Annotated in this window: 13 protein-coding genes; 10 read left to right on the top strand and 3 right to left on the bottom strand. The window is 43.7% G+C overall.

Annotation, left to right across the window (positions count from 1 at the left end; translation table 11 throughout):
- Positions 1-10 precede the first annotated feature (10 nt).
- On the bottom strand, positions 11-1039 hold the full coding sequence (gene pdhA / locus F6J90_RS23295; protein ID WP_293098876.1) for a pyruvate dehydrogenase (acetyl-transferring) E1 component subunit alpha: 1029 nt from the start codon (positions 1037-1039) through the stop codon (positions 11-13).
- 406 nt (positions 1040-1445) lie between these two features.
- Between pdhA and F6J90_RS23290 the strand changes: the two genes are divergently transcribed.
- A complete protein-coding gene (locus tag F6J90_RS23290) occupies positions 1446-3833 on the top strand; it encodes an IMS domain-containing protein (RefSeq protein WP_293098873.1) in 2388 nt (795 codons plus the stop codon).
- A gap of 570 nt (positions 3834-4403) precedes the next feature.
- Here F6J90_RS23290 and F6J90_RS23285 read toward each other — a convergent pair.
- Complete coding sequence (locus F6J90_RS23285; RefSeq protein ID WP_293098871.1) at positions 4404-4544, bottom strand: hypothetical protein; 141 nt, start codon at positions 4542-4544, stop codon at positions 4404-4406.
- 125 nt (positions 4545-4669) lie between these two features.
- On the opposite strand from F6J90_RS23285, the gene F6J90_RS23280 reads away from it, so the two are divergent.
- The 9 genes from F6J90_RS23280 (at position 4670) to F6J90_RS23240 (ending at position 16001) form a co-directional block, all read left to right on the top strand.
- Entirely contained in the window at positions 4670-5851 is a 1182-nt protein-coding gene (locus F6J90_RS23280) for a DUF4912 domain-containing protein (RefSeq protein ID WP_293098868.1), read from the top strand.
- Between the two features lie 1206 nt (positions 5852-7057).
- Positions 7058-8767 carry a ShlB/FhaC/HecB family hemolysin secretion/activation protein gene (locus F6J90_RS23275; RefSeq protein ID WP_293098865.1) on the top strand — a complete coding sequence of 570 codons (1710 nt, stop codon included), beginning with the start codon at positions 7058-7060 and terminating at the stop codon, positions 8765-8767.
- Between the two features lie 281 nt (positions 8768-9048).
- Positions 9049-9195, top strand: a complete 147-nt coding sequence (locus F6J90_RS23270; RefSeq protein ID WP_293098862.1) for a hypothetical protein — start codon at positions 9049-9051, stop codon at positions 9193-9195.
- A gap of 80 nt (positions 9196-9275) precedes the next feature.
- Positions 9276-12206 (top strand): cation-translocating P-type ATPase, encoded by a 2931-nt coding sequence (locus F6J90_RS23265; protein ID WP_293098859.1) that lies wholly within the window; start codon positions 9276-9278, stop codon positions 12204-12206.
- Positions 12207-12673: 467 nt separating this feature from the next.
- A complete protein-coding gene (locus F6J90_RS23260; RefSeq protein WP_293098856.1) occupies positions 12674-12907 on the top strand; it encodes a hypothetical protein in 234 nt (77 codons plus the stop codon).
- The gene (gene recF, locus F6J90_RS23255; RefSeq protein WP_293098854.1) at positions 12853-14004 is read left to right on the top strand and encodes a DNA replication/repair protein RecF; all 1152 of its coding nucleotides are present in this window, start codon (positions 12853-12855) and stop codon (positions 14002-14004) included. Before F6J90_RS23260 ends, recF begins: the two co-directional genes overlap by 55 nt.
- Before the next feature lie 254 nt (positions 14005-14258).
- On the top strand, positions 14259-14882 hold the full coding sequence (locus tag F6J90_RS23250; protein WP_293098851.1) for a DUF262 domain-containing protein: 624 nt from the start codon (positions 14259-14261) through the stop codon (positions 14880-14882).
- On the top strand, positions 14879-15427 hold the full coding sequence (locus F6J90_RS23245; protein ID WP_293098849.1) for a hypothetical protein: 549 nt from the start codon (positions 14879-14881) through the stop codon (positions 15425-15427). Before F6J90_RS23250 ends, F6J90_RS23245 begins: the two co-directional genes overlap by 4 nt.
- A 199-nt stretch (positions 15428-15626) precedes the next feature.
- Positions 15627-16001 (top strand): HNH endonuclease family protein, encoded by a 375-nt coding sequence (locus F6J90_RS23240; protein ID WP_293098846.1) that lies wholly within the window; start codon positions 15627-15629, stop codon positions 15999-16001.
- Between the two features lie 618 nt (positions 16002-16619).
- Here F6J90_RS23240 and F6J90_RS23235 read toward each other — a convergent pair.
- Positions 16620-16979: an NAD-dependent epimerase/dehydratase family protein gene (locus F6J90_RS23235; RefSeq protein WP_366513884.1), complete on the bottom strand. Its 360-nt coding sequence runs from the start codon at positions 16977-16979 to the stop codon at positions 16620-16622.
- Positions 16980-18183: the final 1204 nt, after the last annotated feature.

The raw sequence follows: 18183 nt of genomic DNA, 5'->3' as shown, positions 1-18183 counted from the left end.
CTTCAGTTAACTAATCCTCAGCAAAAACATAGCGATGTAGTTCGCTAGGGTCAGGTTCAGGACTGGCTTGGGCAAACTCAACTCCATCATTAATGACTTCCTGGATTTTGCTCTCAATGGCTTTGAGTTCTTCGGCAGTAGCTAGATTATTTTCTGTCAGGTAACTTGCCATCTTTTTAATGGGATCGCGAGTTAACCAGAATTCCTTCTCTTCTTTGGAGCGGAGTTCATCGGGATCAGCCAGAGAGTGACCTCGGAAGCGGTAGGTCAGGGCTTCAATTAGGGTTGGTCCTTCTCCTGCACGTGCCCGAGCGATCGCTTCTTGGGCAACAGTTCTGACGGCCATTACATCCATCCCATCGACTTCTACTCCAGCCATACCGAATACACTGGCTTTTTTGTAAATTTCTGGCTGGGATGTTGCCCGTTCATGAGCCATCCCAATTGCCCACTTGTTGTTTTCCACCACATAGATAACAGGCAGTTTCCAAAGGGCTGCCATATTCAAACATTCAAAGAACTGACCATTATTGCAAGCTCCATCACCAAAAAAGCAAACGGTGACTTGATCAGCACTCTCATCCCCCAAGGCTTCGCGACGGTATTTACTTTGGAAAGCACTACCGGTGGCAACAGGAATTCCCTCAGCTACAAAGGCATAACCTCCTAGGAGATTATGTTCTTGTGAAAACATATGCATTGAACCACCGCGTCCCTTACTACAGCCTGTGGCTTTGCCAAATAACTCTGCCATCACTTCCCGTGCTGGCACTCCTGCACTTAAGGCATGGACGTGGTCACGATAGGTGCTACTAACAAAGTCTTCACCTATACGCAACGCCTTGATGACTCCTGTTGACACTGCCTCTTGACCGTTGTAGAGGTGGACAAAACCAAACATTTTGCCCCGATAGTACATTTCAGCACATTTGTCCTCAAAAAAGCGCCCGAGAATCATATCCTCATAAAGGAGTAATCCTTCTGCGCTGGTAATGGGGCTATAATCCTCTACTTTAGGTAAAGTTCTTTCCTGAGCCATTAATTTGTCCTATACTTGTCCCAACACTATACTGGCATTTCGCCAAACTACTTGTTTAGGCAATTTAAGCAAAGCTATTATAAAGTTTCACTCAAGCCTACAGGGTTTATCTTCCAGGATTTCTCTTCTAGGTCAAGCCTGCAGCGAATAGTTAGGTCAGGTTGACGCTTAGTTAAAATCACACTACTGCTTGACAACCAATACTGTTTAGTTTAAGTAAAGTTAATTAAAAGAGATGATCCACCCTAGTTGCTAAAATATATAGTGTTTAGGGACTCGACAAAACCGGTTAGCTGCGATACTGTGTCTTTTAAAGTCACAGATAAATAGCTATAGCCAGTTTAGGGAGTACGATATGGGCTATCATCAACTCATTCAGTTGCTCGAAAAGCTGGGGAAGTGAACCGTGCGCATTCCGCTCGATTACTACCGCATATTAGGATTGCCGATTCAGGCTACAGCCCAACAGCTCAGCCAAGCCTATCGTGATCGTACCTTACAACTACCGCGCCGAGAATATTCGGAAGCAGCAATAGCCTCTCGTAAAACACTCCTTGAAAAAGCCTACGGGGTTTTGAGTGACCCCGAAACAAGAGAGGAGTACGATGCTGGCTTGATTGCTAAAGCTTATCAACTCCAAGAGCAACACCCATCAGTGGCGGGTGCTCCTGGTACTAATCAAACAGTAACAGGTGAAACCGTCGAAGCTCACACTCCTACGATTGAAATTGATAACGACCAATTACTCGGAAGCTTACTGATTCTTCAAGAACTTGGGGAATACGAACTGGTTCTAAAGTTAGCGCAACCGTTACTGGAAAAAGGTGACAGCTTTGGATTAAGTCAGGGGAAATTGGGGGATCCCCAACTTGTTCAACCCGACGTGGTTTTGACCTTAGCTATTGCTTGCTTAGAGCTAGGTCGAGAGCAATGGCAGCAAGCGGAGTATGAAAACGCAGCTATGTCCCTAGAAACTGGACAACAATTACTTCTACAAGAAGGCTTATTTCCGAGTGTTAGAGGAGAAATCCAGGCAGACCTCTATAAACTTCGCCCTTATCGCATTTTAGAATTATTAGCCCTGCCAGAAGAAAAAGCCATTGAGCGGCGCAAAGGCTTGCGGTTGCTCCAAGAAATGTTACAGGAGCGTCGAGGTATCGATGGCACTGGTAATGACCAATCTGGTTTAGGGATTGATGACTTTCTCCGTTTTATCCAACAGTTGCGAGGCTATCTTACCTCCAACCAACAGCAAACCTTATTTGAAGCTGAAGCACGACGCCCTTCAGCAGTGGCTACATACCTAGCTGTTTACGCCTTACTAGCAAGGGGATTTGCCCACAGACAACCCGCTTTGATTGCTCGTGCCAAGAAAATGCTGATGCGTTTGGGTAAGCGGCAGGATGTTCACCTAGAACAAGGGGTTTGTGCTCTGCTTCTGGGCCAAACGGAAGAAGCCAGTCGTGCCTTGGAACTGAGCCAGGAATACGAACCTCTAGCTTTCATTCGGGAACATTCTCAAAATTCCCCAGACTTATTGCCAGGATTATGCCTCTACGGAGAGCGTTGGCTACAAGAATCTGTATTTCCCCACTTCCGGGATTTGGCGAATCAAAAGGTCTCTTTGAAGGAATACTTTGCTGATGATCAAGTACAAGCCTATCTAGAAAATTTACCAGATTCATCTGAGGAAACTAGCAATCAGTGGACGGTTGTACCTTCCCAAACAACCACCTATGCAACGGTAGGCTCTTCTAAAAGCATCCTGGGGCAAGAGAGATTCAGCAATGGCCAAGGCTCACCGACAAGGGCAGAACCAGTAACGGTGGGGTCAAGGTGGCCAGGTGAGGCATTGGCGAACGGTGTTAGTCAAAGCAGGGTCAATAGCGATCGCTTCACCACTAATGGGGTATCAACTTTGCCTACAGCTCAAGGGATGTCCCACTCATCAAATGGCTCAGAAGCACAAACTGATCAGGACTTAGAGTCAAAAACGACAGGTTTGCGGAGTCATGGACGGCGTCGTAGGCGTCAATCCTTAGGTAGTTTTCTGGGTGGGGGCAAGTCAGGCAAAACCCTGGATAGTCAAAATTCAACCGCCTCACCTGGGTGGTCTAGAGGCGGTTCTTTGGTCAAAGACTCCTCAAGTCAGCGGAGCAGTCTGAATCATTCATCCCCTGATCCTATGGAACCTTCACCAGAGCGATTCAAACCACCGGCTAAACTAAGACGTCTGATTTTCCTGAGTCTTTTAGGTTTGCTAGGACTGGGCATCCTGCTGATTTTGCTCAATAAAGCTCTCAAAAGTTTTTCAACACCACCCTTAGAGGGAGAACAACCTTTTGTGCAGCTTGACCAACCTCCAGTCCCGATTCCTCCGAGCGGCAGTGGGCTGATCGCTCCAAGTGGTCCTATAAATCAAGAAACGGCTCAGCAAGTCATCGAAACCTGGCTAAACACTAAGAAACTTGCCTTTGGACCAAAACATCAGGTAGGGCAACTTAGTAAAATCTTAGCTGAGCCAGCTCTGTCTGTATGGCGAAAAAGTGCTAAAGCGGCTAAAAACAATAACTCTTACCGGATCTACAAGCACACCGTCAAAATTAACTCAGTTGAGACTAGCAAATCGAATCCTAATCAAGCTGTGATAGATGCTGCGGTCAAGGAGCAAGCAAAGGTATATCAAGATGGTATGCTGAGTCCGGCAGCTTCGAGTAATGACAACTTAAGAGTCAAGTATAACTTAGTACGCCAAGGGGGTCAGTGGTTAATTAAGGGTTGGATGGTAAGATAACTAAAAACATATCTGACCAGTCAATTCCTGTCGAAAAGAAAAGGGAAAAGTAATGATTATTCCTGTTAATGATTGATGATGCGATTAGCTTTGCCTTGCCACGCTTCGCTCACCTTTGAGGAAAGCAGCCAAATAGTCTTGCTTATCCTGATTAAGGCTCAGAGATAAATGATTAATGAAAAGTGTCAAGGATAAGTAGATCAGAGCTTCATCCTTCTTGGGGACGGATTACTGATGGTGCCTAACTTGATAATATTGATGACTGAGTCCTTAGGTGCGCTTGACCTATTAAGAATTAAATTCCCTCAAGGTGCGCGCCTCCAAGGCCGTGAGGGATTGCTCACGGCCTTGGATCGTGCCTTTCGGCAAAGCCGACGCGGGGCGCGTTCGGGTCCCACCTGAGGAGTGATGTGATAATCTCATGACATTTTGAGTCCAGATTTTCTGGTAAATGCGTGAATTTACCGAAAATAGGCTGATTTACCCCTTGACCTGACCAAAAAATTCCTTGTTATATATAGTTGCTCAGAGGATCCCATAAAAATGCTGGTTTGTTAGTATTTCACCAAATTATCGATGGCTGACTTGAGCATATTGTTGGTATAAAAAATCACTGAACTGTCCCAAGGGTAGACGGGCAATTTCCATTAAAGTCTGGGAATCAAGAAGGATAAAAACTTTAGTCAGGTTTGACCTAATGGTAAGTTTCATAGCAACCAAAACTTTTTTTAATTAGGTGCGCTTTCCGTATTAAGAATTAAATTCGCCACGGGTCGCACCTCAAGATTGACATCAGTAATCTATCAGGCAACCTAACAACGTATAGAACATAAATCATGGCAAAAGAAGGAACTCCCCTAGAAGAAATGACTCTACGGCAATTACGTAGAGTCGCAAGTGAATATGGTATATCTCGATACAGTAGAATGCGTAAGGCACGCTTATTGGCGGAAATTCAAGCAATAGAACGTCACAAAAGGTCTACCACTCCATCGCCGATAATTGAGGCACAACGGAATGTGGAATCAACCAAGTTTGAATTAGCTCAAGAAGAGCCGACTAGTGATACTCTAGTTTCTGTTGATGAGGGATTAGCAGAGCTACCAGAAGGTTATGGTGAAAGCCGGATTGTCCTAATGCCTCGTGATCCACATTGGTCTTATGCCTATTGGGAGATTCCGTATGAACATAAACAAGAACTGCGCTCTCAGGGAGGTCAACAACTCGCTCTAAGGCTCTATGATGTTACCGCAATCAAACTGGATTATCAAAGTCCCCATAGTATCCAAGAATATGCCTGTGATGAGCTAGCGCGAGAATGGTATCTACCCATGCCAGTTAGCGATCGCGACTATTTAGTTGAGATTGGTTATCGCTGTGAAGATGGTCAATGGCTAGTTCTGGCCCGTTCAGCACCTATCCATGTTCCCCCTGCCTATCCCTCTAAATGGATGGAAGACCAATTCGTCACGGTCAACTGGGATGATAATCTACAGGGTAAGACTGTCCTAAAACTTGTGCCGCCTAGCCAGACAGCTAATGGGAGTAGCTCGGAAATTCCTGATCTACCTATCTATGGGGAAATCTTTGGCATGACTCAATCTGTGGAAGCTGAGGGAGTAGCTGGTTCTCTTTATAGTTCTATGCAGCAACTACCAAGGTCAGTAATAAGTTCCAATGCTTTCCCTTCGGGTATTGGTAAGTGGGTTTCTCCAAATATGTCGGGAGCTGGTTTCAATGCTTCTGCTCCCCCCGCTCGTTCTCCGGAATTGTCCTTAGTCGTAGATGCTGAGCTAATTATCCATGGTACCACTGATCCTCGTGCTTCCCTTACTATTGATGGACGTCCGATCAAGATTAACCCAGACGGTACCTTCAGCTTCCAGATGTCTTTCCAGGATGGTGTGATTGACTACCCAATCATGGCAGTGTCAGTGGATGGCAAGGAAACTCGCTCAATCCATATGAAGTTAATCCGCGAGAAGCCATCATGCCATACTGATCTCGTGTTCAGTTGAAGAAAATTTGTGAGTGCAGTCCCCACCCATAATTTACACCCATACTTTATAAGTTGGGTGGGGTAAGCCAAACCAGCTTTTACATCGCGAAGCGTCAGCTTCTATGGTACGATACCATTGGTATGGCAAAAACTATTTGGCTCTCGTTGCACGACCAAGTCCTGCCATCATCCAATTCCTGCCATCATTGTGATGTTAATTGCTTGTTTATGTCACTATAGCTAGATACTAACTATTGGTATATAGTTCAAGAAGCAGCATTGGCCTATAATAACCTGAGAATTCACACTTCATACTTCTAAGGAGTTTCCCCGACACTAGCCGGGGGATTTTTTTGCCAAGATTCAATAGGTGCGCTTGACCTATTAAGAATTAAATTCGCCACGGGTCGCACCTGAGGGGGTGACAATCAGGGTAAAAACTAGACCGGGTGTGGGTTGTGGCCTGAAAGGATTTGGGGAAAATAGGAGTCAGTTCCCTGGTTCTAGTCAACCCAAGAATTTGACAAAACTTGCCTTTTCCCATCCCTCTTAAGCCGCGAAGCTCAAACTAGTTAGGTGCGCTTTCCGCATCTAATTATTAAATTCGCCACGGGTCGCACCTCAAGTGTGATTAATTGGTTATGATCGCAAGTGGTTTGAAGAGAATAACAACTCATCTCAAGTCTGCTTGATACCAAGTTGCGGTCAAACGTACAACTTTCTCTTCCGCCAATTTGCCCATCTCCCAATCTCCCAATCTCCCAATCTCCCAATCTCCCAATCTCCCTATCTCCCTATCTCCCTATCTTTGAATGCAACTCGGTATGAATACCCACGGGCTAGACTGACACCGGAAAAACCACCACACGGTCAGACAGGGTAGAGATTTTGATTATGGGTAATTAAACGAATTTGATATAAGCTATAACTGCGAGAGACGATGGTGATAGTTTTTTGGAATTTTTGAACTAATCAGGGTTAGGCTTTTTAGTGGCGTTTACGTTTGAACCATTCGTTGTCACCCAAAATCCCTAGATATCCCCACCCAAGGAGAATAAAAAACCCGATGCGCTCGAAGATCGGATTGCTTTGGCATCAGATGTTAATTCAAATTGTGCTTATAAAGTATTTCTTAAATAAATTCATATCAAATAAATTTACACCGTTGTATTTAATAATTGCCTGTACCAGTTGTAATGATGCCCTAGCAGTAACCCTAACTTCTTTGCCAAGCAATCATAGATCTCTAAGAGCAAGTAACCTTCTGCTTAACCAGCAGGAGAATAAAACCGCTCAGGAGTCAGTAAAATTGGTTGATGGAAATTATCAAAATCAGATAGGTGAACTATTAGGACCCATATTATCAGATTCAGAAGGACTAGTTCTACTAGAGACTAAACCCACTACACCTGCTAGACTAACTGCTTTTGACTCTAAAACCATTCAAGTTGAGAAAATTGAAATCATTGGCAGCACCATCTTTTCACTAGAGCAGTTTCAGCAGATCATACAACCCTATATAGGACGCTCCCTGACTATTGAACAACTAAGAGAAGTCGCGGATGATATTACCACTTTTTACCTCAAGCAGGGCTATATTAACACTAGAGCAATTCTGGCCGAGCAAACCATTGACATTACCAAGGGCATTGTTACAATTCGTGTCATAGAAGGGGGTATAGAAAAGATCGAAGTTGAAGGAACACGTCGCCTCAATCCCAACTATATCCGCAGCCGTGTCCAGTTGGGGACTGGAACACCATTCAATACTACTGATTTGGAAAACCAATTACGATTGTTACGGCTTGACCCAAAGTTGGAAAGTATAGAAGCCAGCCTGCGCAAAGGCACAAAAGTGGGACAGAGCATTCTGATTGTTCGTGTTGTGGAAGCTAATCCGTTTGAAGGAAGTGTAGGGGTTGATAACTACTCACCTCCTAGTATTGGTTCTGAACGAATGAGCTTTAATCTTCGCCATCTCAACCTAACTGGCAATGGGGATGAAATTTCCTTCACTTATCGTCGTTCGACCACTGGCGGGTCTAATATTTTTGATTTTGGCTATCGCTTTCCCCTCAATCCCCGAAATGGTACCTTAGAACTGCGAACAGTGATCGACCGTAATCAGGTAACTCAATCACCATTCAATGTTTTTGATATTGAGGGAGAATCTGAGCTGTATGAAATTCGATTTCGTCAGCCGTTGTACCGCACACCTCGGGAAGAATTTGCTCTGTCTCTAGGGTTCAGTTACAGAGATGGTCAGACTTTTTTGGGTGATGAGCCTCTTGGGTTTGGCTTTGGTCCAGATCAAGATGGCTCGACTACCCTGAGCGTGATTAAGTTTGAACAAGAGTATCTACGTCGGGATTTGGAGGGAACTTGGTTTTTGCGATCGCTTTTGAGTCTCGGAACTGGCTGGTTTGATGCCACTATCAACCCCGATCCTATACCTGATGGACGCTTTTTTCGCTGGCTAGGCCAAGTACAGCGGTTGCAGATTCTCTCAGAGGATAATTTCTTAATTATGGGAACCGAGGTTCAGCTTACCCCCAATAGCCTATTGCCTCCCCAACAATTTTTGCTTGGCGGTGGTCAATCCCTGAGGGGCTACCGTCAAAATATCAGAGCAGGGGACAATGGAGTACGATTATCTATTGAAGACCGTATCACTTTACATCGAGACGTAGACGATGACCCCGCATTACAACTAATTCCGTTTTTCGACATGGGTTATGTCTGGAATAACCCTGACAATCCTAATACGTTACCCTCACAACGGTTTTTAGCGGGTATTGGCTTAGGGCTAATTGTGCAGCCAGTGACAGGGCTGAATCTGCGACTTGACTATGGCATTCCTCTGGTTGATTTGGATGATCGCAGTAACAATGCCCAGGATGAGGGCTTCTACTTTAATGTTCGATATCAATACTAAACTATTTCAACTCTGACGATTACGGTGAATGGGCAACGCTGAGCGTCAACAGTCAATAAAACTTGATCAAATACTGACTAAATTACTAGGATTAGCGCCAACTGCCTATCTTTAGAATACAGACTTTGAAGAACAGATGTTCACTTGCTACATCGGGTGCTATGTTGCTGCGCTAGATTCGATTATAGTCTTGGTTTCCAAACTCCCGTAAGCTATCAGGGTGTCGCGTATCAGCTATCAGCGATTAGCGCTACAGATGCTGCTACTTGAGGTGCTTTTGAATGAAAGAGCTAAGCATTCGTTTAATCTCAGTTCCCTGGCCTTTCGGCCACGCTACGCGAACACCCGAGCGAGGAATTCATAGTCTTTGGCAGTCCGTTGAACTCGTCAGCCGGATAGCTTGTTTTAAGCTGACAGCTGACGGCTGACAGCTGACGGCTGAATGCTTACAAACTCCCTAGGAAATTTTTATGATCGAATGAATATCATCTAAACGCAAACATTCCCGGTGAATCCATTGACCCATTCTAATTTATTGCCTGACCCGTTAAAAGCGTGGTACACCCAATCTGTCGAAAATTCTCTAGCAGAATCCGGCTGTGACCCTCAAGCCGGTTTGACCTCTCAACAGGTATCACAGCGGTTGGAATACTATGGCTTAAATGAGCTAGAGGAAAAAGCAAAGCGCAGTTCCTGGGCAATGTTCCTTGATCAATTCAAGGACATCATGCTGCTGATGCTGATTGCAGTAGCGATAGTTTCCGGGATTTTAGATCTGATCAATCTGCAACAAGCCTCAGAAAAGGCCAGTGAATTCCCCTTCAAAGATACGATTGCTATCCTCTCAATCGTGATTCTCAATGGCATCCTCGGGTATCTCCAGGAAAGCCGTGCTGAAAAAGCCCTAGCAGCCCTGAAAAGTATGGCATCCCCTAAGGTACGAGTGCTGCGGGATGGTCGTACCTTAGAGGTAGATAGTCCACAGCTTGTACCAGGGGACATCATGTTACTGGAAGCTGGGGTACAAGTTGGAGCAGATGGTAGGCTAATCGAGGCATCGAATTTGCAGGTCAGAGAATCCGCACTGACTGGGGAAGCTAATGCTGTCAATAAAACCGTAGAGGTAGAGCTATCGGAAGATACTCCCATAGGCGATCGCATTAATTTAGTTTTTCAGGGAACTGAAGTCGTCCAAGGCAGAGGTAAAGTCCTAGTTACTGGTACTGGGATGAATACGGAACTGGGTAAAATTGCCCAGATGCTACAAGGGGTGGAAAGTGAACCTACACCTCTGCAACAGCGCATGTCTCAGCTGGGAAAAGTCTTGGTAACCGGTTCGCTGCTGCTAGTAGCACTAGTAATTATCATTGGCTTGGGCGTAAGCGGTTGGGACTTGAGTGTGTTCCAACAACTGGTAGAAGTTTCTTTAAGTATGGCAGTTGCTGTAGTTCCAGAAGGCTTGCCAGCGGTGGTGACTGTTACCTTAGCCCTAGGAACCCAGAGAATGGTACGCCGTCATGCTCTAATTCGCAAACTACCAGCTGTGGAAACCTTAGGAAGTGTGACTACCATTTGTTCTGATAAAACTGGTACCCTGACCCAAAACAAAATGGTTGTGCAACGGGTCGATACCCTCAACTATAGTATTCAGGTGACTGGGGATGGTTATGAACCTGTAGGGGAATTTCTCCTAGACAATCAGCCCATTGCTACAGAACAGTATCCCGAACTCGAACCCCTACTTCTGGCTTGTGCTCTGTGTAATGATGCCATCTTGCAGTATGAACAGGGGGAGTGGAAGATTTTAGGAGACCCCACAGAAGGAGCATTAATTGCTCTGGCTGGTAAAGGGGGTGTGGATAAGGAACCCCTAAGTCAAAAGTATTCTCGTGTGGATGAAATTCCCTTTTCCTCTGAGCGCAAGCGTATGAGTGTGATTTGCCAGTGGGATAGTTCTCCAGATAACTTTCAACCTACTAACCTACCTGCTAACCTTGGCTACTCGAACCCCAAAGGCGAACAACCTTGGCCTTTCGGCCACGCTACGCGAACAACCGAGAACCCACAACTGACCGGTTACATGATGTTGACCAAAGGGTCTCCAGAATTGGTGTTAGAGCATTGTACTTCATCAGTACATAATGATGACAGAGCAGCAGGAACTCTAGGGTGTCAACCCTTGACAGAAGACCAGCGGCAACAGATTTTGGAACAGAATAACCAAATGGCAGGGGCTGGTTTGCGAGTGCTAGGTTTTGCCTATAAGTCCCTAGATAGCTTATCAGCTCCAGAAGCAGACCATGAAATCTTAGAGCAAGGGTTGGTGTGGTTGGGGTTAGTGGGAATGTTGGATGCTCCACGCCCAGAGGTACGAGAAGCAGTTCAGCGTTGCCGGAATGCTGGAATTCGTCCGATTATGATTACCGGAGACCACAAACTTACCGCTAGAGCGATTGCCCAGGATTTGGGAATTGCTAATCACGGTGATCAGGTACTGACTGGTCAGGAGTTACAAAAGCTCTCCCAGCTCGATCTAGAGGAACAGGTAGACCAAGTCAGCATTTATGCTCGTGTTGCTCCTGAACACAAACTCAGAATCGTTCAGGCACTCCAGGGTCGGGGTAAATTTGTTGCCATGACCGGAGATGGGGTCAATGATGCACCCGCTCTCAAGCAAGCTGACATTGGTATTGCTATGGGAATTACCGGGACCGATGTCAGTAAAGAAGCCAGCGATATGGTGCTTTTAGATGACAACTTTGCCACCATTGTTGCTGCCACAGAAGAAGGTCGGACAGTATATGACAATATTCGCCGCTTTATTAGATACATCCTGGGCAGTAACATCGGTGAGGTATTGACTATTGCTGCAGCCCCGATCATGGGACTACCAGATGTTCCCCTCACACCCTTACAAATTCTCTGGATGAACTTAGTCACTGATGGTTTACCCGCTCTTGCCCTAGCCGTGGAACCAGCAGAACCCGATGTGATGAAGCGATCGCCTTTTAGTCCTCGGGAAAGTATTTTTGCCAGAGGGTTGGGGTCTTATATGGTGCGCATTGGTATTGTTTTTGCCATTTTTAACATTACCTTAATGGCAATCGCCTATGGATACTTCCATCACTGGAAGACAATGGTATTTACTACCCTATGTATTGCTCAAATGGGCCACGCCCTCGCAGTCCGCTCCAACAAACGCATTACTCTGGAATTAAACCCATTCTCTAACCCTTATTTGCTGTTGGCAGTTACTGTGACTACTCTGTTACAGCTGCTACTGGTTTATGTACCCTTTTTGCAAGACTTCTTTGGCACTGAGCCTCTGACTATGATGGAATTCGCTGTCTGTCTTGGCTTTAGTACGTCACTATTTGTTTGGGTTGAGCTGGAGAAATTATTTATTCGTTGGTATAGCAAGGGAAAAGTTCAAGGTTAGTCGGTTGGGAAGTTGAAGGTTGAAGGTTGCCAGGTTGAAGGTTGCCAGGTTGAAGGTTGCCAGGTTGAAGGTTGCTAGGTTGAAGGTTGAAGGTTAGCTGGTTGAAGGTTAGCTGGTTGAAGGTTGAAGGTTAGCTGGTTGAAGGTTGAAGGTTAGCTGGTTGAAGGTTGAAGGTTAGCTGGTTGAAGGTTGAAGATTAGCTGGTTGAAGGTTGAAGGTTAGCTGGTTGAAGGTTGAAGGTTAGCTGGTTGAAGGTTGAAGGTTAGCTGGTTGAAGGTTGAAGGTTAGCTGGTTGAAGGTTGAAGGTTAGCTGGTTGAAGGTTGAAGGTTAGCTGGTTGGACGGTTAGATATTTTTTTAAGTTCAGATCAAACTTCTAATCTTAAGCCTGTTAACCTATTAATCTAGAACCTGCTAACCTTCAACCTGCTAACTTTCAACCGACTAACTTACCCTACAAGGGACGCCTTGGGCGAACAACCGATTAACCTTCAACCGATTAACCTTCAACCGATTAACCTTCAACCGATTAACCTTCAACCGATTAACCTTCAACCGATTAACCTTAAACCCCTTAACCTTCAACCTGCTAACCTTCAACCTGCTAACCTTCAACCTGCTAACCCCCAACCTGTAACCTTCATTGGATGTACCTTAAGAGCCTACACCTGCGACAGTTTCGTAACTACAGGGATTGCCTGATCAACTTCGATGCTCCCAAGACAATTTTGCTGGGTAATAATGCTCAGGGGAAATCGAATCTACTGGAGGCAGTAGAGTTGCTCTCTACCCTCAAGAGTCATCGGTCAGCACGCGATCGCGAATTGGTATTAGAAACTACTCCCATTGCGGAGATTCGGGCTACTCTAGAACGAACCTATGGTTCAGTAGAACTAGGATTAACCTTGCGCACTCAAGGACGACGTACTGTTGCTCTCAATCAAGAATCCTTACGTCGCCAGTTGGACTTTTTAGGTATTCTGAATGCGGTACAGTTTTCTAGCCTGGATTTGGAACTGGTGCGAGGAGCACCAGAGCGGCGTCGCGCCTGGCTCGATTCGATTCTGACTCAGCTAGAACCAATTTATGCTTACATTTTGCAGCAATATAACCAGGTATTGCGACAGCGCAATGCTTTGCTGAAAAAAATCCGTAAACAACAACAAGAAGGGGGAGTTGATGAATCTGTATCTAAGCAATACAATGCCGAGCTAGGGTTGTGGGATGCCCAACTGGCTACTGCTGGCTCACGGGTCACCCGCCGTCGAGACAGAATGCTAAAACGGTTAGCTCCTTTAGCCCAAGCATGGCACGCTAGTATTAGTGGCAAGACAGAGGTATTGGATATTACCTATGCCCCTAATGTCAGTCTTTCCAAAGATGACCCAGATCTAGTCAAGCAGGCTTTTTTAGAGAAAATCCAACAGTACTCTATTCCTGAATTTCATCAAGGGAGAACCCTAGTCGGTCCTCACCGGGATGAAGTACAGTTTACCATTAATCAGACTCCAGCCAAGTCCTATGGTTCTCAGGGTCAACAGCGAACGTTGGTGTTAGCGCTTAAGTTAGCAGAATTGAAGCTGATTGAAGAGGTGGTGGGAGAGCCACCTCTGTTGTTACTCGATGATGTATTAGCTGAATTAGACTTGAATCGGCAAAATTTACTGTTGGATGCTATTCAGGACCGGTTTCAGACTTTGATTACTACTACTCACTTGGGAGCCTTTGATTCCCAATGGCTGAATTCGTCTCAGATTCTTTCAGTGCAAGCAGGAGAAATTAAAAGGTTGGAAGCTTGATGGTTGATGGTTGATGGTTTATCGGGTAAAGTACTTTTTGCACCTTGTTATTAAGACATAATTTTTTGGGAATACTAAGGTTGTATAGCGCTAAGCGCAAGGCAAAAGGCAAAAGGCAAAAGGCAAAGGTGCCCTTGACCCATTAAGAATTAAAATCGCCACGGGTCATACCTAAAAGTTTGCTGTAAGAGCTTGTGCTGCTTGTATCAATATGAATTAATGTTGTTTTTTAGTTAATCTACAGATCATAACCTATGGAACTTCATGCATATACTAAAACAATTGATGAACTTTTTTCAGTTAACAAAAAGTATATTGTTCCTAGATTTCAGATAGAATATTCTTGGTCAACAGACGAAGTTAATGAGTTGTGGGAAGATATAATCTCGAATATTGAGATTACAGACAATCATGAATTTCACCATCAAGAACATTTTATAGGTGCTCTTGTTTTAGTTGGAGAGGACAAATCACAAGAATTAAAGATTGTTGATGGTCAACAACGACTCACTACTTTAACGATTTTTATTTATGCACTATACGAGCGTTTTATAACCATCGAAAACACAACTTTAGCTGAAGCAATATATAATAATTTTATTGCTGGAAAAGATAGTGATGGGGAAGATTATTTTAAACTTCAAAATGAAAGTTATAAGCCATTTTTACAAACCAGAATTCAGTATCTTGAAAAAGAAAGCGAAAAAAATGAACCCAAAACAGAAGAAGAAGAAACACTTTTAAAAAGTTATAATCAGCTATACAATAACCTATCTAGACAAAAATTATCCGAAGTCTTTACAACTTTTAAAATAGATAACACTTCCAACTATGAAAGGCTTTTGAAAGAAATCAACTTTTGCTTTATCTCAAGGTGATTTACATTACAGTAAAAGAGGACTATCAAGCTTATACAATCTTTGAAACCCTCAATGCTAGGGGTATGAATCTCAGTTTTGTAGATCTGATTAAAAATAAGCTTTTTAAAGAGCTTAATCAACAGCACCCTGATGATACTGCAAAAACAAAATGGAAAAAATTAAGATTCTTGATTTCTTCACGAGAGGGGCTTGGTAATTTAAATTTAGAAACATTTGTTAGACATTGGTGGATCTCAAGATATTCCTATGTAAGTGCGGAAAAAGTATATAAAGATTTTAGAAAAAAATGGAATAATAATGAAATATATGCTAATCAATTTATTGATGATCTGATTAGCGATGCTGAAAAATATATAAAAATAGCATCTCCAACTTGGGATGATTGGAAACAACAAGAAGAAAAGGATATTTATAGATCGTTAAATGCTATAAAAATTTTTGAAGTGAGCCAAAATCGCCCTTTTATTTTAAGTTTATTGAGAGCGAAAGAAGCCAAACTAATTAAGTTACGTTATCTGAAAAATATTTTAGGATTTATTTAAGCATTTCACTTTATTTTTAATGCAGTTTGCTCTAGCCGATATTCAGGAATTGAGAAAAGTTATTCAAAAGATGCGAGAGAACTTTTTGAAGCTAGTAATGACAAAACAATAAAAACTTTAATAATAAACTTTAAAGAAAAAATGCTAAAAAAAATTACTAAAAAAAATAGTTTTAAGGAAAAGTGTAAAGAACTAACCTATGCCAAAAAGTATACAAAAAATAAAAAAAAATCATTATATTTTCTTGTTAATTGAAGTTTCAAAAATAGAAACCAAAGAATTGAAACCAGATGATCTGACCCTTGAGCATATATTGTCACAATCTTCGGGGAACGATGATTGTATTTGTAAGATAGGAAATCTACTTCCTTTAGGCAAGGATTTAAATCAAAAAGCTAGTAATAAATCCTTTCAAGAAAAGATCAAAATTTATCAGGAATCAGAGTTTTATATAACGCGAGAGTTTGTAGCCAACAACTACGAAACATGGGGAGAGGAGCAAATCAATGAAAGAACTAACGAATTAGCTGATTATTGTTATGATTTACTCCAAACTAAATTATCTTCTACTTAAATTATCTGCTAGGTAGAGAGTAGCCAGAGGGTGCATCTCAATCCATGCTGTTTCACCCGGTGGTGCGTTACGGGACGGATTGTCCCAATACTGGCTACCGATGAAATCAGGGGGAGCCCGTCTTATCAAGCACCCTAGGCAACTTTTTTACTTAAATGGTCGTATTTTTGCAAAAGTGAGATGCACTCCAATCAACGGAGATTGATTGTATTCAAAAAATTGAGTCCACCCAACAAGGTTTAATGGGGCGCGGGAATTAATAACGAAACTTTTCCAAAATTATAAATACAGTATTCTGGTAATTTATGGGTTAATTTCGGTAAGGTTTATTCAGAAAAAGCTAGTCACCTTCTAGATTATAGTTCACATTATTAGGCATTGCTTAAATCAAGGTTTGAGCATGAATCAACTCATAACCAGCAACTTTCAACTTCCGATTATGTACACGGGCGTTATTGCTTCGGAAGTTAGGTTGTGAGGAATCCCATAACACTTTGGGGAGATTGTAGCGATCGCATATAGCAGAAGTCAGAAGTCAGAAGTCAGAAGTCAGAAGTCAAACTCTTGCGCTTACTTAGGTTTGAGACTTTTGTCATGTCCTAACTGCCCTGGCGACTGCTATATTTGATCAGTCACCTCCCGCGTCGTGAGTTTGACGTCGTTAACTAGGTTGTAGATACCTTGGCAGCGGTTTTCTCTGGCAAACTCTACTGCTTGAACAATGTCGTCTCTGTGAATCCAATTGATAAAGTTATCGCCACTGCCAGGAAGCGTGGTGCCTGCCAGTCGCTCAAACCGCTTGCTTAACTCACGACCGGGACCATAAATCCCCCCAAGACGCAGGATACAGACGTTGCAATTTTCACTGCTTGCCCCTAATAGAATATGTTCCGTCAAAGACAAAACCCGACCATGTTCGTTGGCTGGAACGATAGGATAATTTTCATCTACCCATACCCCCTGTTGGTTACCAAAAATTTTGGGTTTAAAGCCCCGTCCTTCTAGGACGGCTTTTTAATTGACACTTTTCTAGCGCCAGAGTATACTAGTAGTATGAGTACAGGCTGAAAAACCGCAGGCTGAGCCGGGAGAGAGACCCGTAACTTATCGACCTGAAAGAAGTAATGCTCGGAGGGCAGGGAAAATCCTCCTTAAAAACCCAATCATCGACTACCAATCGGTGTGTGAACCCAGGAAAATCACAACTTGAGAGAAAAATGGTACGGTGGGGCACACCGGAACCAGGCGAAAAGGAAGGGAAACGGACTTTTTAAGGCACTTCCGCGCTTAAGTAGCCAAACGCTATAGTGAGAATCGCCCTCTGGGTCTACTATGAACTAAACTACATTCTTGGTCTTGACGGGTTTTTGGTTTAGATATTGCCTACTTTTTTGGCGGCGTCAAAGATTGGGACATAGTGGTTTAAGGCGGCTCGTTGATCTAGGAATCCCCGTTCTTCCAGGACGGGGAGTGTCAACTCTCCCGAAACAGATCCGTTGGAGGCATATGCTTGACTTCAACAGTTGAGCTGTTGGTTCCGGATTTAGTCACCTCAGATCAATCTGTCTAGGACTTTCTAATAGAATTCCCAGAGGTTATGATCACGTAACAGTTTTGGCTGAATCCTGAACAGCTTATGATTTCGCGATAGATATTTGCCCTGATCTCGATAATATGTGCACAATCTGTACTATTATATCGATTTTAGCCAAAATGTAAATATTTGTAAATGTAATATAAAATACATAGGTTTCTGTGCTAAGTGGTCGTAAACCAACAGGGATCAGCCAACAGGGATCAGCCAACAGGGATCAGCCAAGGGTTGCACACCATCCGCCCAAAATCCCCAGGGTTTCAAGTGGGGAACAGTTCAATTCAGGGGCTTATTCCAATAGATAGCACCTGCTATTTGGGATTATGTTAGAGAAATGGTGGTAAAGTGGTTATCTTGGCACAGGGTTGAGATCCTTTAAACAGCTGAATCTCGATTGAGCAGCTTGATCTCAAAATCTGTAACGTAAGCATATGCGCTACGCGCACGCTGCGCGAACAGCCGTGAGCTTTTGGCTCACGCTACTTGAGGTGCCGTCAGCCGTTGGCCGTAGACCAAGCTAAGGGAACAGCCGTGAGCTAAAGCTCACGCTGCGCGAACAGCTTATTTTATTCAAAAGCACCGATTGCG

This window comes from Moorena sp. SIOASIH, from assembly GCF_010671925.1.
In the GTDB taxonomy this organism is placed as follows: Bacteria; Cyanobacteriota; Cyanobacteriia; order Cyanobacteriales; family Coleofasciculaceae; genus Moorena.
The sequence above is the reverse complement of the archived record's forward strand: the minus strand, read 5'-3'. Positions and strand labels throughout refer to the sequence as shown.